General features: G+C 59.8%; 20 protein-coding genes and 1 riboswitch. Of the genes, 11 read left to right on the forward strand and 9 right to left on the reverse strand.

Annotated elements, in window-relative coordinates; translation table 11 throughout:
- Positions 1-322, forward strand: a 322-nt coding sequence (locus G518_RS0124545) for an integrase core domain-containing protein (RefSeq protein ID WP_028604773.1), incomplete at its 5' end; no start/stop codon positions are given.
- A gap of 670 nt (positions 323-992) precedes the next feature.
- Positions 993-1,071, forward strand: a riboswitch (S-adenosyl-L-homocysteine riboswitch).
- Between the two features lie 23 nt (positions 1,072-1,094).
- Complete coding sequence (gene metH, locus G518_RS36775) at positions 1,095-3,845, forward strand: methionine synthase (protein WP_281170563.1); 2,751 nt, start codon at positions 1,095-1,097, stop codon at positions 3,843-3,845.
- A 15-nt stretch (positions 3,846-3,860) separates the two neighbouring features.
- Here the strand turns inward: metH and G518_RS0124560 are convergent, their stop codons facing one another.
- The 6 genes from G518_RS0124560 to G518_RS0124585 all read right to left on the reverse strand — a co-directional run bounded on the left by G518_RS0124560 (position 3,861) and on the right by G518_RS0124585 (position 9,015).
- A complete protein-coding gene (locus G518_RS0124560; protein ID WP_028604775.1) occupies positions 3,861-4,175 on the reverse strand; it encodes a putative quinol monooxygenase in 315 nt (104 codons plus the stop codon).
- 102 nt (positions 4,176-4,277) lie between these two features.
- The gene (locus tag G518_RS0124565) at positions 4,278-5,618 is read right to left on the reverse strand and encodes an FAD-dependent oxidoreductase (protein WP_028604776.1); all 1,341 of its coding nucleotides are present in this window, start codon (positions 5,616-5,618) and stop codon (positions 4,278-4,280) included.
- Complete coding sequence (locus tag G518_RS0124570; protein WP_245598127.1) at positions 5,618-6,067, reverse strand: aconitase X swivel domain-containing protein; 450 nt, start codon at positions 6,065-6,067, stop codon at positions 5,618-5,620. Before G518_RS0124570 ends, G518_RS0124565 begins: the two co-directional genes overlap by 1 nt.
- Positions 6,067-7,311 (reverse strand): aconitase X catalytic domain-containing protein, encoded by a 1,245-nt coding sequence (locus G518_RS0124575; RefSeq protein WP_028604778.1) that lies wholly within the window; start codon positions 7,309-7,311, stop codon positions 6,067-6,069. The genes G518_RS0124570 and G518_RS0124575 overlap by 1 nt, the downstream gene beginning before the upstream one ends.
- On the reverse strand, positions 7,308-8,033 hold the full coding sequence (locus tag G518_RS0124580) for a FadR/GntR family transcriptional regulator (RefSeq protein WP_084652240.1): 726 nt from the start codon (positions 8,031-8,033) through the stop codon (positions 7,308-7,310). Before G518_RS0124580 ends, G518_RS0124575 begins: the two co-directional genes overlap by 4 nt.
- Before the next feature lies 1 nt (position 8,034).
- Entirely contained in the window at positions 8,035-9,015 is a 981-nt protein-coding gene (locus G518_RS0124585) for a Bug family tripartite tricarboxylate transporter substrate binding protein (RefSeq protein WP_156909535.1), read from the reverse strand.
- Between the two features lie 572 nt (positions 9,016-9,587).
- Here G518_RS0124585 and G518_RS36780 point away from each other — a divergent pair.
- Both G518_RS36780 and G518_RS0124600 read left to right on the forward strand, forming a co-directional pair.
- Complete coding sequence (locus G518_RS36780) at positions 9,588-10,088, forward strand: LysR substrate-binding domain-containing protein (RefSeq protein WP_084652242.1); 501 nt, start codon at positions 9,588-9,590, stop codon at positions 10,086-10,088.
- Positions 10,089-10,362: 274 nt separating this feature from the next.
- The gene (locus tag G518_RS0124600) at positions 10,363-13,782 is read left to right on the forward strand and encodes a hypothetical protein (RefSeq protein WP_084652244.1); all 3,420 of its coding nucleotides are present in this window, start codon (positions 10,363-10,365) and stop codon (positions 13,780-13,782) included.
- Between the two features lie 309 nt (positions 13,783-14,091).
- On the opposite strand, the gene G518_RS40515 is transcribed toward G518_RS0124600, so the two are convergent.
- The 3 genes from G518_RS40515 to G518_RS36785 are packed head-to-tail and all read right to left on the reverse strand — an operon-like array spanning position 14,092 to position 16,381.
- A complete protein-coding gene (locus G518_RS40515) occupies positions 14,092-14,259 on the reverse strand; it encodes a hypothetical protein (protein WP_169458003.1) in 168 nt (55 codons plus the stop codon).
- Positions 14,260-14,273: 14 nt separating this feature from the next.
- The gene (locus G518_RS0124610; protein ID WP_084652246.1) at positions 14,274-15,422 is read right to left on the reverse strand and encodes a YeeE/YedE family protein; all 1,149 of its coding nucleotides are present in this window, start codon (positions 15,420-15,422) and stop codon (positions 14,274-14,276) included.
- The gene (locus tag G518_RS36785; RefSeq protein ID WP_051237366.1) at positions 15,422-16,381 is read right to left on the reverse strand and encodes a sulfurtransferase; all 960 of its coding nucleotides are present in this window, start codon (positions 16,379-16,381) and stop codon (positions 15,422-15,424) included. Before G518_RS36785 ends, G518_RS0124610 begins: the two co-directional genes overlap by 1 nt.
- Before the next feature lie 171 nt (positions 16,382-16,552).
- Here G518_RS36785 and G518_RS0124620 point away from each other — a divergent pair, with 171 nt between their 5' ends.
- The 7 genes from G518_RS0124620 to G518_RS0124650 all read left to right on the forward strand — a co-directional run bounded on the left by G518_RS0124620 (position 16,553) and on the right by G518_RS0124650 (position 24,482).
- Entirely contained in the window at positions 16,553-17,479 is a 927-nt protein-coding gene (locus G518_RS0124620; RefSeq protein WP_028604784.1) for a LysR family transcriptional regulator, read from the forward strand.
- A gap of 83 nt (positions 17,480-17,562) precedes the next feature.
- The gene (gene tcuA, locus G518_RS0124625; RefSeq protein ID WP_028604785.1) at positions 17,563-18,972 is read left to right on the forward strand and encodes an FAD-dependent tricarballylate dehydrogenase TcuA; all 1,410 of its coding nucleotides are present in this window, start codon (positions 17,563-17,565) and stop codon (positions 18,970-18,972) included.
- Positions 18,959-20,131: a tricarballylate utilization 4Fe-4S protein TcuB gene (gene tcuB / locus G518_RS0124630; RefSeq protein WP_028604786.1), complete on the forward strand. Its 1,173-nt coding sequence runs from the start codon at positions 18,959-18,961 to the stop codon at positions 20,129-20,131. The genes tcuA and tcuB overlap by 14 nt, the downstream gene beginning before the upstream one ends.
- Positions 20,132-20,197: 66 nt before the next feature.
- Entirely contained in the window at positions 20,198-21,799 is a 1,602-nt protein-coding gene (locus tag G518_RS0124635; protein ID WP_028604787.1) for an AMP-binding protein, read from the forward strand.
- Positions 21,796-22,620 (forward strand): citryl-CoA lyase, encoded by an 825-nt coding sequence (locus G518_RS0124640; protein ID WP_483823590.1) that lies wholly within the window; start codon positions 21,796-21,798, stop codon positions 22,618-22,620. The genes G518_RS0124635 and G518_RS0124640 overlap by 4 nt, the downstream gene beginning before the upstream one ends.
- Positions 22,621-22,657: 37 nt before the next feature.
- Complete coding sequence (locus G518_RS0124645; protein ID WP_036595976.1) at positions 22,658-23,623, forward strand: Bug family tripartite tricarboxylate transporter substrate binding protein; 966 nt, start codon at positions 22,658-22,660, stop codon at positions 23,621-23,623.
- A 7-nt stretch (positions 23,624-23,630) separates the two neighbouring features.
- Positions 23,631-24,482 carry an NADPH-dependent oxidoreductase gene (locus G518_RS0124650; RefSeq protein ID WP_028604790.1) on the forward strand — a complete coding sequence of 284 codons (852 nt, stop codon included), beginning with the start codon at positions 23,631-23,633 and terminating at the stop codon, positions 24,480-24,482.
- Positions 24,483-25,132 lie beyond the last annotated feature (650 nt).

A 25,132-nucleotide genomic window follows, 5' to 3' on the forward strand; every position in this document is an offset into this window, starting at 1 on the left:
TGCGGCAGGACTCATCGTTCATTCCGACAGGGGCAGCCAGTACGCCAGCCGCGAGCATCAGCAGTTGCTGGCACGCCATGGCCTGCGCGCGAGCATGAGCGGCAAGGGCAACTGCTGGGACAACGCCGTGATGGAGCGCTTCTTCCTGAACCTCAAGATGGAACGTGTGTGGCAGCGCGACTACGCCAACCACGCTGAAGCCGCTGCCGACATCTGCGACTACATCGTCGGCTTCTACAACAGCCGCCGCCTGCACTCGAGCCTGGGTTATCTGCCTCCCAATGTCTATGAACGACACATGGCAGAACGTGCCCCTATCTAGGTGTCCGAAATTACTTGACCAGCACAGGGCCGGCCAACCGGTGAGAGCAAGCGGCGGTTTGTATTAACTCCCTCTCCCTCTGGGAGAGGGCTGGGGTGAGGGCAAGCGGCGGTTGATTTAGGCGCTGAGGTTGTAAATTCCTTCTGCTCTTCTCTTGAGGTCGGAGGCCGGGATGTGCCCCCGGCAGTGCACCTACTCTTTTTTGCTTCGCCAAAAACCAGTAGGCAGAAAAAAGGCGACCCCAAGTCCGTGTCCCTGCGCTGCGTTCCGGGCACCCTGCGGTGCTCGGTCAAGGGGGCCGGCCATCCGGGGCGGTGCGGCAGAACTCTCTTCTTTCACTTCGCTCTCTACGTTCAAACAGCTGCCGCAAGCTAGTTCTTGAAGCAAGAGCATCTTGCAGTGCTCTTGCCCGCCCCATGCCCTGCACTCCTCGGCACGGCCTCAAGGGGGAGCCTGATTCGGGCCTTTGCTGCGCTCGGCCTTCGAGTTATTAGTCTTTCCCCATTGGGGAAAGATAAATCCTAAATCCCAAATCCTGGCCGATTAGCTCTTCGAGCACCTTCTTCACCACCTTCGCCGCGTGCTTTTATCCCGTTCTGCGCCAATCGCATCTCACCCCCACGTCCCTGAATACCTTAACCCCCGCCCATTGCCTTAAAATCTCCCACTCGCCCCCAAGGAGCGTTGCATCGGCCGCTGGCCGTCAGGCTTGGAGGCTTTTTCGTGCACGGTAACGACGCTCACCTGATTGCCGCGCACAGGTGAGCCCATGATGACCGCAACCCACGAGACCCATTCCCTTCCACCCATGAAGCTTTCCGGCCTGGAGCCAGTGAGCATTGGTGAGGGCACCCTGTTCGTCAACATCGGCGAACGCACCAACGTCACAGGCTCCAAGGCATTCGCCCGAATGATCCTGAACGGCGAGTTCGAACAGGCCTTGGTGGTAGCCCGCCAGCAAGTGGAGAACGGCGCCCAGGTCATCGATGTCAACATGGACGAAGCCATGCTTGACAGCCAGGCGGCAATGGTCAAATTCCTGAACCTCATGGCCAGCGAGCCTGACATCGCCAGAGTGCCTGTGATGGTCGATTCCAGTAAATGGAGCGTCATCGAGGCCGGTTTGCGTTGTCTGCAAGGCAAGGGCATCGTCAACTCCATCAGCATGAAGGAAGGCGAAGAGCAGTTCAGGCACCAGGCTCATCTGGTTCGGCGTTACGGCGCCGCTGCAGTGGTGATGGCCTTCGATGAAAAAGGCCAGGCCGATACCTACCAGCGCAAGATCGAGATCTGCGAGCGCGCCTACCGGATCCTGGTGGATGAAGTGGGTTTTCCGCCGGAAGACATCATCTTCGATCCCAATATCTTCGCCATTGCCACCGGCATCGAAGAACATAACCATTACGCCGTCGATTTCATCGAAGCGACAGCGTGGATCAAGAAAAACTTGCCTGGCGCCAAAGTGAGCGGTGGCGTGAGCAACGTGAGTTTCAGCTTCCGTGGCAATGATCCGGTGCGCGAAGCTATCCATACGGTCTTTCTCTACCACGCCATCAAAGCCGGTATGGATATGGGCATCGTCAACGCCGGCATGGTCGGCGTGTATGACGATCTGGAGCCCGAGCTGCGCGAACGCGTGGAAGACGTGGTGCTTGATCGCCGCCCCGATGCGGCAGAACGCCTGCTGGAAATCGCTGAATCCGCCAAGGGCGCCGCCAAGGATGAATCGAAGAAACTCGAATGGCGCAATGTCCCGGTGAATGAGCGCTTGAGCCATGCTCTGGTGCACGGCATCACCGAATTCATCACTGAAGACACTGAAGAGGCCTATCAAAACATCGTCGTTCAAGGCGGTGGTCGCCCGTTGCACGTGATTGAAGGTCCGCTGATGGACGGCATGAACGTGGTGGGTGATCTGTTTGGCAATGGCAAGATGTTCTTGCCGCAGGTTGTCAAATCGGCTCGCGTGATGAAGCAGGCCGTGGCGCATCTCATTCCCTATATTGAAGAAGAGAAAAAGCGCGACGAAGCGGCGGGCCGCGACGTGCGAAGCAAGGGCAAGATCGTGATTGCCACCGTCAAAGGAGATGTGCACGACATTGGCAAAAACATCGTCACGGTCGTTCTTCAGTGCAATAACTTTGAAGTTGTGAACATGGGAGTCATGGTGCCCTGCCATGAGATCCTGGCCAAAGCCAAGGTCGAAGGGGCAGACATCATCGGCCTCTCAGGACTCATCACGCCCAGCCTTGAAGAAATGCAATACGTGGCCGGCGAGATGCAGAAAGACGACTATTTCCGCATCAAGAAAATTCCCCTCTTGATTGGCGGGGCCACCACCAGCCGTGTGCACACGGCCGTGAAGATTTCCCCACACTACGAAGGCCCCGTGGTCTACGTGCCAGATGCCTCGCGCAGCGTCGGTGTGGCGCAAGGTTTGCTTAGCGATAATTCGGAAAAATTCATTGCTGATACGTTGGCCGACTACGAAAAAGTGCGCCAGCTGCATGCCAACAAAAAGCAGATCCCGCTGTGGCCCATCAAGAAGGCGCGTGCCAACAAGACCGCGATCGATTGGGCCAGCTACCAGCCTCCGGTGCCAAAATTCATAGGCCGCCGAGCCATCAAGAACATCGACTTGAATGAGCTGGTCCCCTTCATCGACTGGACGCCGTTCTTCCAGACCTGGGATCTGGCCGGAAAGTATCCTGCCATCCTGAAAGACGAGGTGGTGGGTACTGAGGCGGTTCGCCTCCTCGCTGACGCGCAAGCCATGCTCAAGCAGATCGTTGAAGGGCGCTGGCTCACTGCCAATGCCATGGTCGGCTTCTGGCCCGCCAATACGGTGCACGATGACGACATAGAGCTCTACGCCGATGAATCACGCGAGAACGCCGTTCTCACCTGGTACGGCATGCGCCAGCAGACGGAAAAGCAAGAAGACGTCGAAGGCCGTATGCGCCCCAGTCGCTGCCTGGCTGATTTCGTCATGCCGCGTGGCACCGAACCGCCAAAAGACTACCTGGGTGCCTTTGCCGTGACCGCAGGTTTGGGCGTGGACGCCAAGGAAGCCCAATTCATAGCCCAGCATGATGATTACAACGCCATCATGCTCAAGGCGCTGGCAGATCGCTTGGCTGAAGCCGGCGCCGAATGGCTGCACCTGCGTGTTCGAACCGATTGGTGGGGCTACGCTGCAGATGAAAGTCTGAAAAACGAAGACCTCATCGCCGAAAAGTACAGCGGCATCCGCCCCGCCCCCGGCTACCCCGCCTGCCCTGATCACCGCGTCAAGAAGCCCTTATTCGGTCTGTTGCAGGCGCATGAGATTGGAATGACCGTGACTGAGTCGCTGGCCATGCTGCCCGCCGCCAGTGTGAGCGGTTTCTACTTTAGTCACCCCGAAAGCACCTACTTCAGCGTCGGCAAGATCGACATGGGTCAGGCCATCGACATGGCTCAGCGCAGTGGAGTGGCGCTGAACGAGGTGGAGAGGGCGCTGGCCCCAAATCTGGGGCTGTAACGCTGCTGCCGGGGATCAGGTGCCAACGTGCACCATGTGGCTGCTCACCTCGCGCCGCAGGAGCAGTGGAATGATCTGACCGAAGCCGATCTTCTGAAAATGGTCGGTCTGGCGATGTGCCTCCAGACCGCTGGCGTCGCTGTACCTTTCCAGAATTACGAAGTGATCCGCGTCAGTGGGTGAGCGGAAATATTCATAGGAAAGATTCTTGGGTTCGGTACGGGTAGCTTCGGCAAGTCCGGCTAACAACTCGCACACCTTGTCGCCTTGGCCGGGAAGTGCGAAGTAGTGGGCGATGACCTGAAGGTATGAATTGGAGGTGTGTTGCATGCTTGAATTCGACATTTCAGAAAAGCCTACTCGTGAACGTGCAAAGCATTGGCCTGGCTCACGGGGCGCGGGCAACGCCCAGCTTCGAATGCACTTCTATCTTCATGCAGAAGGCTCAAGCAAAGCGCCATGAGCCAGTAGCTTCTGCTGCAATGCTGGAACATCAACTCGGACGCTGGTAGGTGAGGACAACGACATGGTTGCTGCTGTGCCAGCCGCTTCGCCCATGGCCATGCAAGTTGCCACCACACGGGCGGAAGCTTGCGCCTCATGCGTGGCCGAAAGGCAGCGCCCAGCCACCAGCACATTGTCAAAATCGCTGCTCACCAAGCACCCGAAGGGGATTCCATACCACTCGCCATCCGGCAGCGGACGCCAGACTGTCCGGCCTTGGGTGGCGTGGTCTTCGATCGGCCACCCCGAACAAGCGATGCGATCTGCGGGCTTGTGTGCCTGCATCACGTCCGGTTCGGTGAGGGTCTGATCCCCCTGAACGAGCCGCGTTTCGCGTATGCCAAGGCTGGCACCCAGCGCGACGATGCGGGCCTCGCCAAATCCAGGCAGACGCTCGCGTGCCACTCTGGCATACAACGAGGCTTGTTGACGGCCCGTCATTTCAGCTTGGGTCAATTCCCATGGATCTGTCAGATTCAAGCTGCTGCCGTCGGCACGCGTCACACGCGTTGCGTTCAAGTGGGCAACCCCTGCCACGGGATTCGGATAGACCGCCACGGAGGTTCTTGGCAAGGGTTCGCCATCGTTCAATGCGCCTTGCAGCAGAGCATCGACTTGTGGACGCGGAACAGAGAAGAATGTCTCGCAATCGACACCACTCATGCGAAACATCTGGGATGGATGCTGAGTTCGCCCTTTGTCACCCAGTGAAAAACGGCCTCCAGCTCGAAACACGACCTCTGCGTCACCGCTGGTGTCGACGATGGTGGTGGGTAGGATGGCAGCGCGCCCGGCACGCGTTTCAACTTCTACCCAGCGCACGCGCCGCTCGCTCACCGAGACTTCGGTGACGAACGCATGTAGCAATACTTTGACGCCCGATTCCGTCAGCCATGCATCGGCCATGCCGCGCAGCGCCTCTGGATCGTAGGGGACGCCATGCACGAAGCCAAACACGCGCGTCGGAGAGATCGCTCCAAGCAGTTTCAGCCTGTCGACCATCTCGGCATACAGACCGCCCACGATAGGGCGGATACCGCCACCCTGGTGCAGGTAGCCTCCACACAAGCCACCCAGCGTGACCGAGGTCAAGGTGCCACCAAGATACCCTTGACGTTCGACCAGCATGACCTCCGCACCCTCGCGCGCTGCAGCGCAGGCGGCTGCCATGCCTGCCGCGCCGCCACCCACCACCAGGACATCTGGCCTTGCCAGGACGGCAAGTGTGCGAGCGGGCGCTTCCACGTAACCGTGCTGCGATGCCGTCATTACACAGGCTCCGTCGTGCGCTGAGTCCGTGGTGTCACGCGAAGACAAGCGTTTTCACCATCTACCTCGACCCAATCGCCATCTCTGATCTGCGCGAAAGGATCGAAATCCAGAGGTTGTAGCAGCGGTATGCTGTTGACGAGGCAACCGAGGACGGCAATCGAATCCACCTCCACATGCACCATGGCAACCGGGGCGTGTCCTGCACGCTGTGCAAGCGACAGCATGCCCGAGGTGCCTGAAGAGCCCTTGGAGGAAAGCAGGATCAGGACACTGCCAGTGACATCGCGTCCGCGCAGTTGCGCGTAAGGATCGACGATCTTCCCGGACTGCGGATCGAATCCGCCCCAGAAAGAAATCCGGTCATCGGCGATGACGGCTGGACCACTGGCTTTCCCATTCACCCACACCTTGCAGGCGAGCGTTTGTGGTGTTGAGTCTTCGCGCATCACTGTGGGCTCCAGGTTCCGGACAATGCGGCTGAGATGACTTGGTCCATGCTTCCCACCGCCACTTCGTGTCCGGTCATGCCTTGCAGGTAATTGGCTTGTTTGACAGCGTTCGTGACCATTCTTTTGCCAAAGCCAGACCGGGTGATGGATGGGCACGAATCCGTCAGCACGCGGCCACCGGCGTTTTCGATAGCCTGGACCAGGCCCATGCGTTCAGCCACCGCTTTCACGGACCAGGCAGTCCATACCTCGAGCCGAACACGTTCGGAGATCTTTCGACCCTCCAGCCGCGCCCCGATGATGCGAATTTCCTCCAGCGTGGCATGGGGACATCCCAGCACTACATAGTCGATATCTGTGCCGCTCAAGGTGTTCAGCTTGGCCGCAATGCGGTCGCGATCAGCACGCGTATACCGGATGCGTTCAACCGGCTTGCGCACGACGGCGGCCAGATCGGGCGCTTCCGGTGTGATGCCGGCGATGTGGAACATGGTGCATCCTCCACCCGTAGCCACTGCAGCGGAAAGCTGCTTGGCAGCTTCTTGGGAAGGTGCGGGCAAGCCGGTGAACACAGGCGTGCGCAAACCCGAGACTTCGCCCGCGAAATAACCCAGGAAGCCCCAGTCACAAAGCTCATCTCCCGGCACCTGCTCGACGTCAATGATCAGATCAGCGCCGCGGTTCTCCTCAAGCAAGACTCCGAATTCTGGAAACCAGCCAGACATGGCTGCGCCAATGGCACTCTCTGCGCCATTACGAACCGAGCGGGCTCCGATCATCGAATTGATGTAGACCACGGCGGAGGACTCCGTCCAGGCGCAGATCTGGGTCTTGGTGGGCAAGATGCCCGCAATATACGGAGCGCAAGTCCAGGTGAGCTGGATACCGGCGGCACGCGCGCGTTCAATCACAATCTGCTGGAACTCGCGGTCCTCCGCGCTCACGCCACCGCCCTTGTCGTCCTGCAGGCAGATGCGTGCCACGTGTGTTGCTGTAGGCGCGCGCATTTTGACGCTGGTGAATTCCATAACCTGAGCCAAGGTGGCCTCGGCTGCTTGCTTGGTCACGGAGCCGGCCACACGCCCTGAGGCGGTAATGCCGGAGGCGTGGACGCTGTGAACCTTGACCAGCCGCTCCGCGCCCATGATCCGGCCCCAGTCCACCAGGGTGCGAAAGTATTTGGCTACAACCGCGCCTGCCTCGCCATCCAGAAGTTGGTGTTGTTCGTGGGTCAGCTTCACTTGTTTCCTTTCGGTTCCGTCTCCCAAAAACGCTCGGCACTGCCCATATGCTTGCGAATGGCAGAGGCGGCCTGGTCGGGATCGCCCAATTGCACAGCCGCAAGGATTTCCTTGTGCTCGATGATCGATTCACGACCACGTTCGGCCTGCTCGAAGTACTTTTTGCGGCGGCGCCAGGACAGCCGCAGAAATAACTCCAGCATCTGGCTCAACATGCCATTGCCTGAAGCGGCCGCGAGCGTGCGGTGGAATGCCTCGTCCGCGCGTGCGGCATCGTCGCCCTGGCTACCGCAACGCTCCAGCTCCTCGATTTCGATAGCCATTCGATCGAGGTGGATCTGCTGGTGGTTGTGTGCAGCCAGTCTGGCGGTCTCGGTTTCCAGCAGGGCACGCACGGCCATGGCATCCGCAATCGAACTCGCGGACAAGGGCGTCACGTTCTCTGTGAGCACGAGCGCCTCGGGGCTGCGGCGAGCCGGAGGAACGATGTAGAGGCCTGAGCCCTGGCGGCGCGTGACGATGTGCAGGGACTCCAGCTTGGAGAGCTCCTCACGAACCAAGGGGCGGCCAATGCCCAATTGCTCTGCCAACTCGCGTTCTTTGGGCAGCTTCGTCTCTTCCCGGGCGTCGGCCAGGGCAATCATGCGCACCAGTGCATCCTGCACAGATCCTGGTCGGCTGATTTTTTGTTTTTCCTCTGGAGATTCTGCTGCTGCATTCATGTCATTCGGCCTTTGCATTAGTGGCCTGGACGATCGTACGCCAGCGGGCTACTTCAGTACTGATGTGCTGAGAAAACGCTGCCGGCGTGCCGCCATACACGGTGGCTCCCACCTCGGTGTACTTGGCCAAGAGGTCCTTGTCAGCCAGCGCTTCGTTGGCTGCGCGATTGAGGGCCGCGACGATCTCAGGATCCATGCCTGCGGGGCCCACCAGACCAAACCAGCCGTCTGATGAGAATCCGGGAAGGGTCTCGGCCACTGTGGGAATGTTGGGTGCAATGGGAACGCGCTGTTTGGATGTCACGGCCAGTGCTTTCACCGTACCCTGGCGAACATGCTGGAGGGAGGAAGGAAAGCCATCGCACAGCGTATGGATGGTGCCGCCCATCAGATCCTGCAAAGCCAGGGCTCCACCGCGGTAGGGCACCGTTGTGAAGTCGGTCTTGCTGGTAAACCGTAAAAGCTCTGCCGCCATATGCTGGGTGGTCCCCAGGCTACCCAGGCCCATGGTGAGTTTGCCCGGTTGGGCTTGCGCCATCTGAATGAAATCGGCGATGTTCTTGCCAGGGAAATTTTTATTGGCAACAAAGATGTTCGGCGACGAGGACGTGTAGACGATCGGCGTGAAATCCTTGACCGCATCGAATGGGATGTTCTTGTACAGGCTCGGATTGATACCGTGCGACCCAGAGGTGGCGAACAAGATCGTATAACCGTCCGGCTTCGAATCTGCCACGGTTTTGGCGGCGACATTGCCACCCGCGCCGGGCCGGTTGTCCGGAACCACAGTTTGGCCCAGAACGCGGCTCATACCCAATGCGAGCAGGCGAGCTGAAATGTCGGTCACACCCCCCGCTGGGAACGGCACCACCAACCTGATGAACTTCTCCGGGAAATTGGTGCGCGCTAAGGCAGAACGCGTACCCAGACCCCATGCCACACCGGTGGCTCCCATTCCCCGCAGTACTGAACGGCGATCCATATTTCCCTCTTTTGGCAATACAAATAGTGAAAATTGATCTTACCAATTTTAATTTTCCGGCACAAGTACCTTTTCGAAATCGTTAATTGCGGGGGAGATCGTGCTGACGCACCCTGTGACATGGGCGCGCCTTCTTAGCTAGAAATAGGATTTGCCAGACGGGGCTGGTCTTCAGAAAAAACGCGGCAATCCCCTGGCCACCGGTTGCCTGGTTTGCCAGGAAACTCGAATTCAGTTCGGCCCAGGACACTATCGGGCTCATCCGAGAGTCATGCGCGAGGACTCAGACTTCAGCGCCTTCTGCCGAGAGGAGTAGAGCGGTATCGCCGCAGTTTCAAACCCCGATCGCAGGCCATCCACATCTGGATACCTCGTTGATGGGCTTCGTGCGAAGCTTGCCCTGCGCTCACAAGCAAACCTTCATCCTTCCGAATCAAATTGAGAGTTGCGCTTCGCACGTGTGATCACTTGCGAAGGAGCGTATCCAGGCAGGTCGTGTCCTGCCTATTGAAATCAATCCGCCTTGATCCCCCGTGATTTGGCCATCGCGGTGAACAACTTGGTTTCGGACACTGCCTGATGCTCTGCGTCAAGGCGCCGTCGATCTAGCAGTTGGCAATTTCACCAGCATCAACCGCGTCACGCGCCATGTCACCTTGTTTCATGAGCCCTACGTTTGCATGGTGCGGGCGGGCCACCCTCTGGCCAAGCGCAAAGCGCTGACCCGCGAGACCTACCTGTCACACCCACACATATTCGTCGCGAGGACTTCCAACGCGCATCAGCTGCTGGAAACGACGCTGCTGGCGTTGGGTTTGCATCGTGACGTCGCATTGCAGGTGCCACACTTTCTGGTCGCCCCACACATCCTTCAGCGCAGCAACCTGATTTGCACCATTCCCAACCGAATTGCGCAGCAACTTAATCGCCACGCGGAATTTCGAGTCTTCTCGATGCCTGTGCCTGTGCCTGTCCCATCGGCCGACGTGGCGGTGCATTGGCATTCCCGCTGCGAGCGCGATCCAGGCAACCGCTGGATGCGTGAACTCATCATCCGGCTGTTCAAGGAATGAACGCCTCATCGCGAGCCAATGGGATTTCAGCAGTACCCGCTGGTGTGTAGAGCGCGCCTGGGGCTGTAGTGCTCGCAACTCACTATTCCCCTGGATGAGGCGGTATATGCTGGGTCGGCAGAGGGCGTGTGGTCCTGAAACAGCCGCAAATTAAACGTTTTGTGGACGTGTGATGGCCTCAGTTTGTAAGCCATTTGTCTTGAAGTTGATCCATGTGTTGACCTCAAGACATGGGTAGCTCCAATTCTTATAAATTTTTACAACAGGGTAGGCCATGATAAGAAAAACGCTGACAGGCGCGAGGCCTGGGAGATGGCTCGGGTGGGCTGCGAGAGCGGCCGTAGTGGGGGCGTTAGTGGCAGGGGTGTGGCCGATGGCGGCCCACGCGAGCTTGTCGGTAGGCGACTTCAGCATGTTGTACAGCGGCACCACGCCGTTCGACACGAATGACGGGCCCGGAAACGATTCGGGAACCAACAACACTGTCATCCGCAGCAACGACAGCGTTGGATACCGCTTTTTCTACCAGACTACCGGGGGCGACACCAATGCCCGGGCTGTGCTCACGGCGCCGGCCGGCGCCCGTTGGAGTTATGTGCCTGCTGGTTGTGGGCCAGGCTCCAGCATCGTGGGGCAGGTGCTGACCTGTATGCTGGGCGATATCCCCAATTCGCAGGCGCAGAACATCGATTTCGAGATGAACGTGGGGCCTCGCTCGCAGGGGGCAAGCGTGCCACCGGCTGCGGTCGTTTTCACATCCGACCAGACGACCACACCACCGGTCTACACCCCACCTCCGGTGCTGACCAGCTCTGCCGCACCGCGTTGGGACGTGGTGAAAACGGAATCGGGCTATGGGCAAATATTCCGCGTGGATTCCGGACCCGGTGGCGCTGCTGGCTACATCCTTCCCTACAACATCATGGTGCAGGCAGAGAACTACCAGGGCCGTGGGGGGGCAGATTCCCTAAAGGGGCTGGCGCCGCTGGGCTCCACGATCGTGATCAACGACACATTGCCCACGCCCAGTGCACTCATCATGGATTATCCCAATCCATACCAGACGACCGGGGCTTGTAATGGGCACCCCACCGGCTTCTACCAGTACTTGAGCGCCATCGCGGACACAGGGCCCGCCAGCAGCACGGATCCCCAATACGTGGCCAACGGCGGTAGCTGCGCCGCCGTGCAGGTAGGGCAGACCGCAACCCTTACCTTGACGGGGGTGGACTCCAGCCTGACGCATCGCCCCAGCCTCTTCGCGGGCAGTGGCATTCCCCCAAGCGACATCCGCACGACCACGATCATTTCCAAGAATCTGTTTGTCTGGATTCCGCAGTCTGACGTGCCGCTGGGCGGGCTCCTGACTCCCGTTACTAACACGATTCCTGCCACCACCTTTACCTCTCAGGACGGCCTGCAGACCTATACCGAGGCTACTACCAGCAACAACTCATATACGCATGGGCTGCGCAACGGCGGGCCTGGAACCTACAGCAAACTGAGTGTGCCGTGGAGCTATCAAATGGGCTTGCCGGTGGACCAGATGGATGCGCCCGGCGGTGTACCCAACGGATACGCGGATGCGGTCAACACCACAATAGCGGGAAGCCGCTGGAGACCTCGTCTTGCGCTCACCAACAGCAGTTCGCTGTCGATGACCAACTTGCATCTGTGCGATTACTTGGACAATGCGCGCCAGAATCTGATTGAAACCTCTCCTGGTGTGTATGTCACAGTGCTTGCGCAATTAGCGGCACCTAGCGCCGGCGCCCCACAACCTCCCATTCCGGCAGCGAACTATGTCGTGGAATATGGCACGGGCGGTGTGCTCGATCCAGCCGGGCAGTGGACCAGTGTGGGGGGCGGCAACTCTGCTCAATACCAGGCTCGTTGCAACGATCCGGGGGTGACCTGGGTGACCAACCCCACCACCTTGACAGGTGGCGTGGCTGCCGTGACCCGCATTCGCATTCGTTACACCGAGGCGAGTGGTTTACCTCCCGGTGCAGAAATCATCGTGCGTTATGGCGTGGAATTGCGGCCGACCTGGCGCTACACCACTGATGTGGTCGCCCCTGCGACCTTCGCGGGCACCTACGCAGCTGGCAGCGACATCACCCCCAACGACAGTTTTTACAGTCCTGCCGACTACCGGGTGTACAACCGGGTCACGGCGACGGCCGATGGATGGTTGGAAGACACGGGGTACTCCGTAGCCGTAGGGGTGCGTCGCGCCAGTGTGTTTAATACCCTTCGAAAGAGCAGCGTTTCACCGAGTGAGTCCTCGCCAGATCCGGTTGGAATTGGCGAGGCGGTGAAATACCAATTGGCGCTTTACAGCCGCAATATCGGCTATGCCGGGCCTGAAACGCTGACGGTGACGGATGTATTGCCGCCCGGCTTGTCGTATGCGGCGGGAACCAGCACCTATATCGCAAACGGAGCGCAGAACGGTGTCGCGAACCCTTCTACTGGCTTTGGAGGTGGTTTGCCCGGGGTGCTGGCTGGTGAGCCCGCGGTCACTCCGGGAGCCGCTGGCTGCCCGACTTGTACGAGCCTGGTGTGGACGATCAATAACACCCAACCGGCTTTCAGTTTTGACAATACAGACAGCAACAGCTGGCTGGGAACCATTGAATTCGATGCCGTAGTGGGGGTGCTTCCCAGTGGCGCTCAACTGCTGAATTCGGCCACCATGGATTCGCCCCATGACTTTGCTGCCGATTGCACCTACCAAGGGCCGGCAGCGGGTTTCGGCGGTCAAGGGTGTGAGAAAGCCGCTAACAAATCGCTACTGGTCTCGGCACCTCCCGGGTTCTATGTGGCGAAAACCACGTCGTCCCCCACGCGCCCAATCAACTCGACAATGACGTTCAATCTGGCCCTCGCAGGCATCGGCGGCGACGTCAACAATGCCCGTTGGATCGATATCCTGCCCTACAACGGTGATGCGAGCCTGCGCACGTCGACTGGCTCCAGCTTCACCGGCACGCTGGTGCTCGCGTCCGTTATCACGCCCGCAGGAGTGACGGCTACCTACACGAAAGTGCCGCCGGGCAGCCTGAATGCCGATCCAAGCCATGCCAGCAACACCTCGCTTGGCAGCATCTGGTGTGCAAGTCTCAGCGGAGGGGCATGCCCGGCGTCCATGGCTGAAGTTACTGCGCTGCGTTTTGAGTCGCCCCAGCTCGCTTCCGGTACGGTCTATGACGTGGCGATCAACCTGCAGGCCGTAGGCAACGGCGGTGGCGGGTCCTACGTCAACAACTTCCGTGCCATTGGTATGTTGAGTGGCAACAATCCAGTGTTGATATCTCAGGATGCACGCATCGATGTCGCGAGCGTGATCCATGTGGTCACGGGCACGGCCGGCCCCGGAGGCAGCATAGGCCCCGGTAGTCAGGAGGTCACGGACGGCAATACCGCCACACTGGCTATCACGCCGGACTTTGGTTATGACGTCGACCAAATCACCACTACCTGCAGCGGAGGCGCCGTTACCGGGAGCGACTACACCACCTTGCCCGTGTACGCCGACTGCAACGTGCACGTGACCTTCAAGTCAAAGGCGCTGTCGACGAGGATCGAGCCGGTGCCCACGCTGGGCGAAGCTGGCCTGGTGCTGCTCTGCCTGGCTCTAATGGGGGGCGGTGCTCTGCGTCGTCGCGATATGGGCCAGCGCCGCTCCTGAAGCACTACGAGTCTGCGCGGCTGGGCGCCCCCGGCAGAAGGGTCGCCGGCTGCAACGCGCGAGAAAACGGTCCATTGCGGCGCTACCTCCTGCACCCATAGCCCTGCTATGGGCTTCTCGATATCACCACACTGTCCTCGTTTTTCGCTCGTTTCGCTTCGGCGCCTTCTGCCGGGAGCGCCCAGCCGCGCAGACTCCCAATCAACTGGCTGAGCGATCAGCCGCTACGCCGCAAACAGAGCTTCTGTTTGCGGCGTTTTTATTTGGTCGGCTGCGATAGAGATTGGCAGGCAGTCAACACGCATGTCGCTACTTCGGCATTGCGCAGTGCCCACCCTGCGAAGGCAGGCCAGAGCCTGAGGCAATGATGGGAGGCTCCAGCCGAACATTCACGGGCGCTGAGTGCACCAGGTCCCAGGCGGCAAAGCCAATCAGGCCAAGCCAGAAAATCCAGCGGCGGGTCGCGGTAGTGGTCATGCTTACTCCGCGCCTTAGAACTTGAAATGCCGCCGCACGCGGATGCCGATCAATGTGCCGAGGAACGCCATTGGCACCCAGATCCAACCATGCACGCTACCCGTGGAGATGCCACTCACCATGGCACCGACATTGCATCCGAACGCCAGGCGGGAGCTGTAGCCCAACAGGAAGCCCGCCAATAAGCCGACACTCCATTGCAGACCCGTGAGAGGGCGGGATTCCTGCGGCCGTTTGGGCGCTACCCAGAGGGCACCCGCGAGGATGCCAATATTGGTGATGCTGGTGATGTCCAGGAAAAGCGTCTGCGAAAGGCGCTGCGCGTGGCCGGGATCGCTCCAGAAGGCATTTTGGGTGGGGTCAAACAGGCCCAGTGCTGTGGCGCCCTTGGCAGCCCACAAGCCGAAGCCGTACACCACACCCCAGGGCTGACCGGCGATGAGCAGGTTCAGGGCGGCGAACACGGCAATCACGACAGCACCCCAAAGCCAACGCGATGGAATGCTTTTCAAGCTCAGCCGCTTGCCGCTCCATACGCGGATGCCTACGGTCACCACGGCCAGTGCAACCAGCGTGGTGGCGAGCGCGCCACCGGCGCCCAGCTTGTCCACCAAGCCAATGGGTTCTGTGGCGCCCAGTGCCAGCCAGTCATTCAAATGCACAGACCCCATGAAGCTGCCAATAGCGAACATGGGCAGGATCGCCATGTTCAGGGGCACGCCCAGCCCTGCTTTGTACAAAGTGCCGGAGCCGCAGCCATCGGAGATCTGCATGCACAGACCGAATACGAAGGCTCCAATGAGCAGGCTGATGGAGGGGGGGCCGAGCGCTGCGGTGGCTTCAGGGAAATGGCCGAGTAAAGGCATCGACAAGGCTGCCAGCAGTGCCAGCAGCAGGATCTGGCCGTACACGCCTGAAGGATCTTTGTTTTCTACCAGGTGACGCCACCCGGTGGTGAAACCGAAGCGGGCGGCGGCGAGGCCCCAGCCTAGTCCTACGCCTACGAGCAGAAGCAGGCCCTGCCGTGCGGAAACTGACCAGACCAGCCAGCCAAACAGGCCAGCGATGGCAATAGCCAATGGAAGGCGATGGGTCCACAGGCTGACCAGGCTAGGTTTCGGTGGGGAAGGGATTCGATCGGGCGTAGTGGCAAGCGTATTCATCAGGGGGCCTTGGTTCCCAGGTTGCGGTGCGACCAAGTCATCAGCTTGTAGCGCAATTGAGCCCAGCGCTCGGGTTCATTCATCATGGGCAACGGTTTGGCTGATTGCGTCCATTCCACCATGGAGCCGGGGTAGAGCTTCACATAGCTTTGTCCCAGAACCTCGGAGCGCACAAACCACTCTGTAGCGGACCAGTGGCCCGTGTTGCAGAACGCAATCACCTCACCGCCGGGTTTGAGAGAAGCGGCGTTGGCTTCTTGCTCCAGCGAAGCTTTGTCCATGAGCGCGGCGCTGCCGGGTTCGAAGTAGAGATCGCTGTCAATGTTCACGGCGCCCGGAAGGGTGCCCCGGGCGCGCGCGGAATCCAGCGCCACGCGGCCTGTAAAGAAGGGGGCCGGCCTGGAATCTATGAGGTTCGTGCGTGAATCGCCAATTTTGGTCAGGACTTCTGACTCCGTAGCGATCATGCTCGTATTCATGCTGGGCTGGTAGCTGCTGCGGGCTACTTTGGCGGGCTGGTTGCTGATGGGGAATCCATCACTCTTCCAGGTGGCCAAACCACCATTGAGGATGGAGATCTCCTTCAGGCCAAGCATCTTGAGCGTCCAGTACACGCGCGCGGCAGAACCGAAATCGGAGGAATCTACGCCGGTGTAGACGACGACGGCGTGCGTTTCAGGCGTGAGACCCAGCTCCTGCACCAGTGAAGTGAGTTCTGCAAGTGACGGCAGTTGCCCTGGGTTGGCGGCTGGCCCGCGCCAGCGTCCATACGGGGCGGACACGGCACCGGGCACGTGTTGCAGGGAATAGGCCTGCGCGTCACGCACATCCACAATGCGCACGGCATTGGCTTTGCTGAGGGTGTCCAACTCCTTCGCGGTGAGCAGCGCCTGCGCCGCCACGGCCCATGCGGGCAGGCCAAGCGCCACGATGGCAATAAAAAGGCGAAGTTGGCGCATTTGAACGTGGGTTATGAAACCCCATATTGTCCCGGGCGGGGGAAGGGGTCTATAGACAGTTTGGAAAGATGCTTATTTCTTTTACTCATAAGCAGCGAGCTACTTGCTACTTAATTGAGCGCTTTTGGGCTCCAAAGCGCTCATGAGGGCCGTGGGGTTACATTCGCACTTATGGAGTTGCGCCAGCTACGTTATTTCGTCAAGGTCTGCCAGCTCGGCAGTATGGGCAAGGCTGCGCTTGAGCTGGGCCTGGCCACTTCTGCGCTCAGCCAGCAGATCAGCCGGCTGGAGGGAGAGTTGGCTACCCGCCTTTTGCAGCGCAAGGCCACGGGCGTGCAGCCTACAGACGCCGGCTTGGCATTCCTGCAACAGGCTCAATTGACTTTGCGCCATGCCGATGAAGCAGTGCGGGCTGCGCAGACGGCGCGTTTGTCTGGTCACGTGAATATTGGATTGGCGTCGACGACTGCCGCCGTACTGGGCATGCCCTTGATGGCCGCAATGGCGGAGCGTTACCCCGCCGTGCGTTTGCATCTTGTAGAGGCTTTGTCTGGCCATTTGGCGACGATGTTGAATGCGCGCCAATTGGATTTGGCCATTTTGTTCGGGGTGGATGCCCCCCGGGGGTGGAGCGTTTCTCCGTTGCTGGATGAAGAGCTGTTCGTTATAGGCGCCAGGGATCTGGCCGGTATGCCCACTGGGCTCAGCGTGCGATTGGCGCAGTTGGTCGGGTTGCCGCTGATCTTGCCCAGTGCCAGCCACGGGTTGCGCTCACTGGTTGAGGCCGCGTTTGCACATATGCGCGCCGCCCCCAATATCGTGGCGGAGATAGATGGCTTGTCGCTCTTGATGGATGCCGTGCGTGCGGGCTATGGGGCCACCATTCAACCCAGCGCAGCCATCGCCCGGTTCGAAGCTGACGCCTTCTTAAGCGTTCCCTTGAAAGATGTCGCCTCCGGCCGGCGCAACTTCCTCGCCAGCCTGTCTGAGGACGAGCTGTCTCCCGCCGCCTTGGCCGCCCGTGTGGTACTTGCCGATGTGGCGCGCCATGCCGTGCGCAGTGGCGCCTGGGCAGGCGTGAGTCTTCACAAAAACTGAACGCCCGTTGAGAAATAGCGCCTTGCGGAGCTCGCGAGGCGTGCCTACAGTCTGATCTCCCACGAAAACAACAGGAGACCAGAGTGCACGATGTGCTCGTCATCGGTGGCGGCAATGCCGCCCTGTGCGCTGCCTTGATGGCAAGCGAGGCGGGCGCAAGCGTTCTGCTGCTTGAGTCCGCGCCGCGCGAATGGCGTGGCGGCAACTCCGCCCACACCCGTAACCTGCGCTGCATGCATGATGCTCCGCAGGACGTGCTGATTGAAGCCTATCCTGAAGAAGAGTTCTGGCAAGACCTGCTCAAGGTGACCGGCGGCAAAACCAACGAGCACCTGGCTCGCCTGGTGATACGGGCCTCCAGCAATTGCCGTGACTGGATGCGCCACCACGGCGTGCACTTTCAGCCGCCGTTATCAGGTGCCCTGCACGTGGCTCGCACCAATGCTTTCTTCATGGGTGGGGGTAAGGCGCTGATTAACGCTTACTACCGGAGTGCGGAAAGCCACGGGGTGCAGATCCGCTATGAATCGCCAGTGGATCGTCTTGAGATCAAAGATGGTCGTTTTGTGGCGGCTTACGTTGGTGGCGAACGAATCGAAGCCAAGGCGTGCGTATTGGCTGCGGGCGGCTTCGAATCCAACCGAGACTGGTTGCGCGCTGCCTGGGGGCAAAACGCACGCGGAGAATGGCCGGCCGACAACTTTCTCATCCGGGGCACACGCTTCAATCAAGGAGTCTTGCTTCGGCATTTGCTTGAAGACCATGGTGTGGACCGCATAGGTGACCCCACGCAGGCGCATATGGTGGCCATTGATGCGCGGGCGCCGCTGTATGACGGAGGCATCTGCACGCGCATTGACTGTGTGTCTCTGGGCGTGGTGGTCAACCGCGAAGGCGAACGCTTCTACGACGAGGGTGAAGATTTCTGGCCCAAACGCTATGCCATCTGGGGGCGCCTCGTGGCGCAGCAGCCGGGGCAGATTGGCTATTCCATCATCGATGCCAAGGCGGTAGGCCGTTTCATGCCCCCTGTATTCACAGGTGTGACGGCTGACACCTTGCCCGAACTGGCACGCAAGCTGCAATTGGATGAAGCCACCTTCATGCAGACCTTGAATACCTACAACGCCGCATGCGTGCAAGGCACTTTTGACCACACCACCTTGGACGATTGTCATACCCAAGGGATCTCTCCCGCGAAGACCCATTGGGCCAGGCCCGTGGATACCGCGCCGTTCTACGGCTACGCGGTCAAGCCGGGCGTGACATTCACTTATCTTGGTCTTCTAACCGATGAAACAGCGGCTGCACGCTTTGATGGTCAAGCCAGTGACAACCTATTTGTGGCGGGCGAAATGATGGCGGGCAACGTACTGGGCCAGGGCTATACCGCCGGCGTGGGAATGTCTATTGGTACGGCGTTTGGTCGTATTGCGGGCCAAAACGCAGCCCGGTCTGCATTGAAGCAGGGAGTTCAGCATGCAGTCGCTTGAAGCTCTGGCGCGAGATGCACGCGCACTGGCCAACGGCGAGGTGGTTCTGAGCGCGGCCGAAAGGGAGGTGGCGCGGCAGCTGCAAATTTGCAATGCCTGCCGTTACTGTGAAGGCTTTTGTGCGGTGTTCCCCGCCATGACGCGGCGCCTGGAATTTGGCAAGGCTGATGTGCATTTTCTGGCGAACCTGTGCCACAACTGCGGTGCATGCCTGCACGCCTGCCAATACGCTCCGCCACATGAGTTTGCAGTGAATGTGCCGCAGTCCATGGCGCGTGTGCGCGGCCAGACCTATGCGGAATACGCGTGGCCTGCCCCATTGGGTGTTCTCTATCAGCGCAATGGGCTTGTGGTTTCTCTTGCACTTGCGTTGGGATTGGCGCTGTTTCTGGCAGCCGCCGTGATGCTGAAAACATCCATCTGGGGGGCAGCGCAAGGCAGTGATTTCTACGCCATCTTTCCGCACAACCTGATGGTGAGCTTGTTTGCGCCCATATTTCTCTTTGCGGTGCTGGCACTGGGAATGGGCGTGCGGCGCTTCTTGAGGGACGTGACGCCCGCCACCAGTGGCGTGGCAGCCAGTGGCGCCGCCGCGAACGAAGCCGCGCGCGATGCCTTGACGCTGAAGTATCTGGACGGCGGTCATGGGGAGGGGTGCCATGAAGCCGACGAAGCCTACACGCTGATGCGCAGGCGCATGCACCACTTCACCTTCTATGGATTTGCCTTGTGCTTCGCCGCGACTGGTCTGGCCACGGTTTACCACTACGTGTTCGGTTGGGTGGCTCCATATGACTTGCCTTCAATTCCCAAACTGCTGGGTGCTGCTGGTGGCATCAGCTTGATGATCGGTACGGCCGGTCTGTGGCATCTCAACCGCAGCCGCCACCCTTCACACGGTGCGGCTGAACAAAAGCCAATGGATCTGGGGTTCATTGCCTTGCTGTTCCTGATCGCGTCGACTGGCATGTTGCTGTGGTGGACACGCGGAACGGCGGCCATGGGGTTGATGCTCTGCGTACACCTGGGCGCCGTGATGGCCTTGTTTCTCACCATGCCCTATGGAAAGTTTGCTCACGGCATTTTTAGAAGCGCGGCGCTGGTACGCAACGCCGTGGAGAAGCGTCAACCTAACCCGATTGGATTGGGCTCAGACTGAGGCCATGAGTACGCCATAGAACTCCCGGACTGATTGCCCTTTTTTTTCGTACATAGGCACCTCTGCATGAAGACACCACTTGATGTTTTGCGCGGTTATGCGCCGCATGACTACACCCTGAATGGTGTCTTGAATAGCCGCTGCGCCCAAAGGGGCGAAGCGCCGATGATTCTCGATGAATCAGGCCATGGCTTGACCTGGAACCAGGGAGCGCAGGCTATCAACGCGCTGGCCCGTGCGTTCGCTGAGCGAGGCGTGCAGCCGGGCGAACGAGTGGCCATCGTTGCCCGAAACAGCCCTGCACATGTATTGCTGCTGTTCGCATTGGCGCGGCTGGGCGCCATCATGGTGCCTATCAACCCCGAGCTTGGCGTGGCCGAACTGAGCTATGCGCTGAAGCATGCGCAAGTGTCCGGTGTCGTTCTGGATGAAGGTGTCCGTTCCACAGTGGATCAAGCGCTGGAAGAGTCCGGCGTGCAGGCTTGGCGTGTATTGGCAGAGGGTGTGTCGGCCAATGGTCTTCCCAGCTTGCAGGAATGGCAAGACAAGTCAGCGGATATTGCGCTGCCGGCGGTGCCATCGGCAGACTCCCCTTGTTTGATGATTTTTACTTCCGGGACCACCGGCTATCCAAAAGGTGTCTTGCATAGCCAACGCAGCATCTTGCTGGTAGGCGAGGCCAATCTAGGACGCATGCGCCTGCAGCCGGAGGACAAGATTCTCATCGTCTTGCCGTTCTTCCACGTGAACGCGCTGTGCTATTCGGTGTGCGGGATGATCGCTGCCGGATGTGCCTTGGTCGTGACGCCGCGCTTTTCTGCATCGCGCTTCTGGCAGATCGTGGTGGATTCGGGCGCCACGGTGGTTAACTTCATTGAAGCGATGGGCAACATCCTGAAGTCTCGCGATCGATCTGAATTCAGGAAAGACCATCGAATTCGGGTGGCCTATGGGATTCGGCAAAGCTCCTACAAGGCGTTTCAAGAAGAGTTTGGCATTGCCAATCTCCTCTCCGGCTTCGGCATGTCAGAGGTTCCGGGGGTCACCTGCAATCCTTATGGCGAACCAGGAAAACCTGGTTCCATGGGCGTGCTGGCGCAACACCCAGACCCAGAGCAGCCCTGGGCCCAATGCCGCATCGTCGACGAAAAAGGCGACGACGTGGAAGCGGATGTCGTGGGTGAGTTGTGGGTGCGAACACCTGTTTGCATGCTGGGCTATTACAACGATCCGGAGCAGACCGCAGCCGCTTTTCAAGATGGTTGGTTTCGCACTGGCGACATGGTGCGCCGCGACGCCGAAGGCTGGTTCTTTTATGTCTCGCGGGCGAAGGACATCATTCGTCGCAGAGGAGAGAACATTGCCGGTGCAGAGCTGGACCGCGTAGTGGGTGAACATCCTGCGGTGTATGAAGCCGCCGCGATTGCCGTGCCCTCCGAGTTGGGCGAAGACGACATCCTGGTCGCCGCCGTGTTGCACCCCGGTACTTCACTCGAAGCCGAAGGCCTGGCCCAGTGGTGCCGTGAACGTCTGGCGGCTCACAAAGTGCCGCGCTACGTAGTGTTTGTAGATTCCATTCCCCATACCGCTACCCACAAGATTGCCAAGTCATTGATGAGGCAAGACGCCACCCTTCGCGAACGCGCGACCGATCTGCAGCGCGGCTGACTGCTGCGCTTTCCCTAACTACCTCAGGATTCAATATGGCCCGCCGCAAACCTCTTCGTACAGATATCGCCTGGAGCACCACAGACAAGATCACCGTTAAAGGCCTGGATCTTTGCCAAGACATCTTGGGCAAAGTCTCGCTGGGCGACATGGCCTTCCTGGGCATGGCGGATCGCTTGCCCACGCCAGCGGAGTCGCTGGTGTTCAATGCCATCGCCGTGTGTTTGGTTGAGCATGGCCTGACCCCTAGCGCCCTGGTGACACGCCTCACTTTGGCCGGCGCGCCTGAAGCCATGCAAGCCGCCGTGGGTGCTGGTTTGTGCGGTCTGGGCAGTGTGTTTGTAGGCAGCATGGAAGACGCCGCGCGCTTGTTGCAGGAAGCCTTGCCGAAGTCTGATGCGCCTGCCGGAACACCTCCGAATATTGAGGAACTGGCCAAGCAACTCGTGGCGCGAGAAATCGCCGCCGGCCGCAGTCTGCCGGGCATTGGCCATCACATTCATAAGCCGCAGGACCCTCGGGCTCCAGCCTTGTTTGCGATCGCCCGCAACAACGGCTTTGATGGCCCCTACATCGCTTTGATGGAGGCGGTGGCAGAGGAAACCGGGCGTCAGCTGGGCAAGTCCCTCCCTGTGAACGCCACCGGCGCTATCGCTGCGATTGCGTGCGAGATGGGACTGCCATGGGACATCGTGCGCGGTATTGGCGTGCTGGCGCGTGCCGTGGGTCTGGTGGCCCACGTGCTCGAAGAGCGTCGCAACCCCATTGCACGTGAAATGAAAACCATGGTGGAAGAGCAGGCCACGGCTCACTTTCGTTGATCCACTGTCACACAAGAATCATTTTTAAGGAGACATCATGAAACCTTGGTCTTTGCTGCTTGGAACATTGGTGCTGGGGATTGTTTCCAGTGCGTCTGCCAACACGGACTATCCCAACCGCCCGGTTCGCATCGTGGTGCCCTTCGCTCCTGGCGGCGGCGGCGATTTCATCGTGCGCACCTGGTCGGAGCGGCTTGCGCAGGTGCTCAAGCAACCTGTGGTGGTTGAAAACCGCGGTGGCGCCGGTACCGTGACAGGGACCGAGTACGTGGCCCGCGCTGCGCCTGATGGCTATACGCTGTTGTTCACCAGCACCGCGCTGGCTACCAATCCCACTCTGATTCCCGGCCTGCGTTACCGCACGCCCGAGGATTTCGCACCTGTGGGGCTGGTGATCACTTATCCCTTCGTGCTCGCAGCGCGTAGCGATTTCCCTCACAACACGGTGCCCGAACTGATTGCCTTCGCTTCCAAGAATCCGGAGAAGGTCAGTATCTCCAATTCGGGTGAAGGCTCGGGCTCAGCGCTGGCAGCAACGCTGTTCAAGGAAGCGACCGGCGTGTCGATGATCAACGTGTCGTACAAGGGTGCCGGCCCGGCGATCGCCGACGTGGCTGCCGGGCATGTGGACCTCACCTTTACTGGCATGTCTCAGGTCAAGCCCTTCCTGGACGGCAAGAAGGTCAAGGTGTTGGGTACTTCGGGCTTGCACCGCATGGCCTCTGCCAAGCAGGTCAAGACCATTGCCGAGCAAGGCGTACCGGGATTCAACTCAGTGGTCTGGTGGGGTATGGTGGCCCCGGCAGGAACGCCCAAGGATGTGATTGCCAAACTGAACGCAGCACTGAAGACCACTTTGGCTGATCCTGCTATCGTGGAGCGCCTTGCCGTCATCGATGGCGATGTGGAGGTTTCCACTCCGGAGGCTTTCGAAAAATTGATCCGCGAAGAACTGGCGCGCTGGGGCCGTTTGCTCAAGCCCACCGACGCGGCTAAACGCTGAGGAATTGATGTCAGAAACACTACACCCACTGCAAGATCTATTGGATGCGCGTTACGCGAATGCGGCGCCGAAGATGGTTGAGTCCCGCTCTGAGGCCGAATCCGTGGAGGCGGCTCTGGCCGTGTTGCTGCAGCACCGGTCCGCTCGCGCCTATTCACCTCGGCCGGTGGCGCAGCCCGTGCTGGATCTGATGATGGCAGCCGCGCAGTCAGCCTCTACGTCTTCCAATTTGCAGGCGTGGAGTGTGGTGGCCGTGAAGGACCCTGAGCGGAAGAAGCGCCTCGCCGCTTTGGCTGGGGGACAACGCCATATTGAGCAATGCCCAGTGTTCCTGGTCTGGATCGCAGACCTTGCCAGACTGGAAGCGGCTGGTGCGCGGCATGATTTGCCACGTGGCGGACTGGACTATCTGGAGCTCATGCTGGTGGGTGTGATTGATGCCACCCTGGCCGCTCAGAATGCCGCCGTGGCGGCGGAAGCACAGGGCTTGGGAGTTGTGTACATAGGCGGCATTCGCAACAAGCCAGAAGCTGTGGCCGAGGAGCTGGGGCTACCGCCACGCGCATTTGCTGTTTTTGGCATGTGTGTGGGTTACCCGGATCCAGAGCGTCCGAGTGACGTCAAACCGCGATTGCCGGCGTCTGCGGTCATGCATGAAGAGCGCTATGACGCGGCGCTCAATGAGCAGCCCGTGGAAGACTATGCGGCGCGGATGCTGAGCTTTTATCAGGCTCAGGGGATGAAGACGAATGGGGATTGGGTTCAGCATTCGCTGCACCGGGTGCGGGGGGCGGAGAGTTTGCAGGGGAGGGATAGGTTGGTGGAGGCGTTGAAGGGGATGGGGTTTGAGAATCGTTGAGTGGGGAGATCTTTCCCCCTCACCTTTTGGGAGAGACTAATGCAGGCGCGCGCCTGCCGACTTGAGCCCCAGAACCGGAGGCTGTGAGCTGGGTTACTCCTTCCCCCTCTGGGGGAAGGTTGGGATGGGGGCAAGCGGCGGTTGATTTATTGGTAGCGCTTGATAGTTACCTTTTGCTCTTCTCTTTAGGTCGGAGGCCGGGAATTGCGCCCGGCAGCGCACCTACGTTTCTTTGCGTCGTCAAAGAAATGTAGGCCAAAGAAAGGCGACCCCAAGTCCGCGTCCCTGCGCTACGCTCCGGGCAACTTGCGATGCTCGCTCAAGGGGCGGTGCGGCAGAACTCTCTTCGTTCGCTTCGCTCACTACGTTCAAACAGCTGCCGCAAGCTAGTTCACGAAGCAAGAGCATCTTTCAGTGCTCTTGCCCGCCCCTTGCCCTGCGCTTCTCAGCGCGGCCAGAGGGGTGGGATACCCACTCGGGCCATCGCTGCGCTCGGCCCTGCACCTGTCAGTCGCAAGCGAAGGGTTTGACTCCCTCTCCCGCCTGCGGGAGAGGGAGCGATATCAAACGGCCGCGGAGCAGGCCATTCGGGAGTAGCCGCGGAGCGGGCTTTGCCCGGCCGCTGGCTGCGTCCCCTGGGGGAAGGCGCG

Origin of the sequence: Ottowia thiooxydans DSM 14619 (genome assembly GCF_000422885.1) — a bacterium.
Lineage (GTDB): Bacteria > Pseudomonadota > Gammaproteobacteria > Burkholderiales > Burkholderiaceae_C > Ottowia > Ottowia thiooxydans.

Bases quoted from the DNA above. Each gene is read 5' to 3' on its own strand.
- metH (WP_281170563.1), top strand. From the start codon at position 1,095: ATGACCGCAACCCACGAGACCCATTCCCTTCCACCCATGAAGCTTTCC.
- G518_RS0124560 (WP_028604775.1), bottom strand. From the start codon at position 4,175: ATGCAACACACCTCCAATTCATACCTTCAGGTCATCGCCCACTACTTC.
- G518_RS0124565 (WP_028604776.1), bottom strand. From the start codon at position 5,618: ATGACGGCATCGCAGCACGGTTACGTGGAAGCGCCCGCTCGCACACTT.
- G518_RS0124570 (WP_245598127.1), bottom strand. From the start codon at position 6,067: ATGCGCGAAGACTCAACACCACAAACGCTCGCCTGCAAGGTGTGGGTG.
- G518_RS0124580 (WP_084652240.1), bottom strand. From the start codon at position 8,033: ATGAATGCAGCAGCAGAATCTCCAGAGGAAAAACAAAAAATCAGCCGA.
- G518_RS0124585 (WP_156909535.1), bottom strand. From the start codon at position 9,015: ATGGATCGCCGTTCAGTACTGCGGGGAATGGGAGCCACCGGTGTGGCA.
- G518_RS0124600 (WP_084652244.1), top strand. From the start codon at position 10,363: ATGATAAGAAAAACGCTGACAGGCGCGAGGCCTGGGAGATGGCTCGGG.
- G518_RS40515 (WP_169458003.1), bottom strand. From the start codon at position 14,259: ATGACCACTACCGCGACCCGCCGCTGGATTTTCTGGCTTGGCCTGATT.
- G518_RS0124610 (WP_084652246.1), bottom strand. From the start codon at position 15,422: ATGAATACGCTTGCCACTACGCCCGATCGAATCCCTTCCCCACCGAAA.
- G518_RS36785 (WP_051237366.1), bottom strand. From the start codon at position 16,381: ATGCGCCAACTTCGCCTTTTTATTGCCATCGTGGCGCTTGGCCTGCCC.
- G518_RS0124620 (WP_028604784.1), top strand. From the start codon at position 16,553: ATGGAGTTGCGCCAGCTACGTTATTTCGTCAAGGTCTGCCAGCTCGGC.
- tcuB (WP_028604786.1), top strand. From the start codon at position 18,959: ATGCAGTCGCTTGAAGCTCTGGCGCGAGATGCACGCGCACTGGCCAAC.
- G518_RS0124635 (WP_028604787.1), top strand. From the start codon at position 20,198: ATGAAGACACCACTTGATGTTTTGCGCGGTTATGCGCCGCATGACTAC.
- G518_RS0124645 (WP_036595976.1), top strand. From the start codon at position 22,658: ATGAAACCTTGGTCTTTGCTGCTTGGAACATTGGTGCTGGGGATTGTT.
- G518_RS0124650 (WP_028604790.1), top strand. From the start codon at position 23,631: ATGTCAGAAACACTACACCCACTGCAAGATCTATTGGATGCGCGTTAC.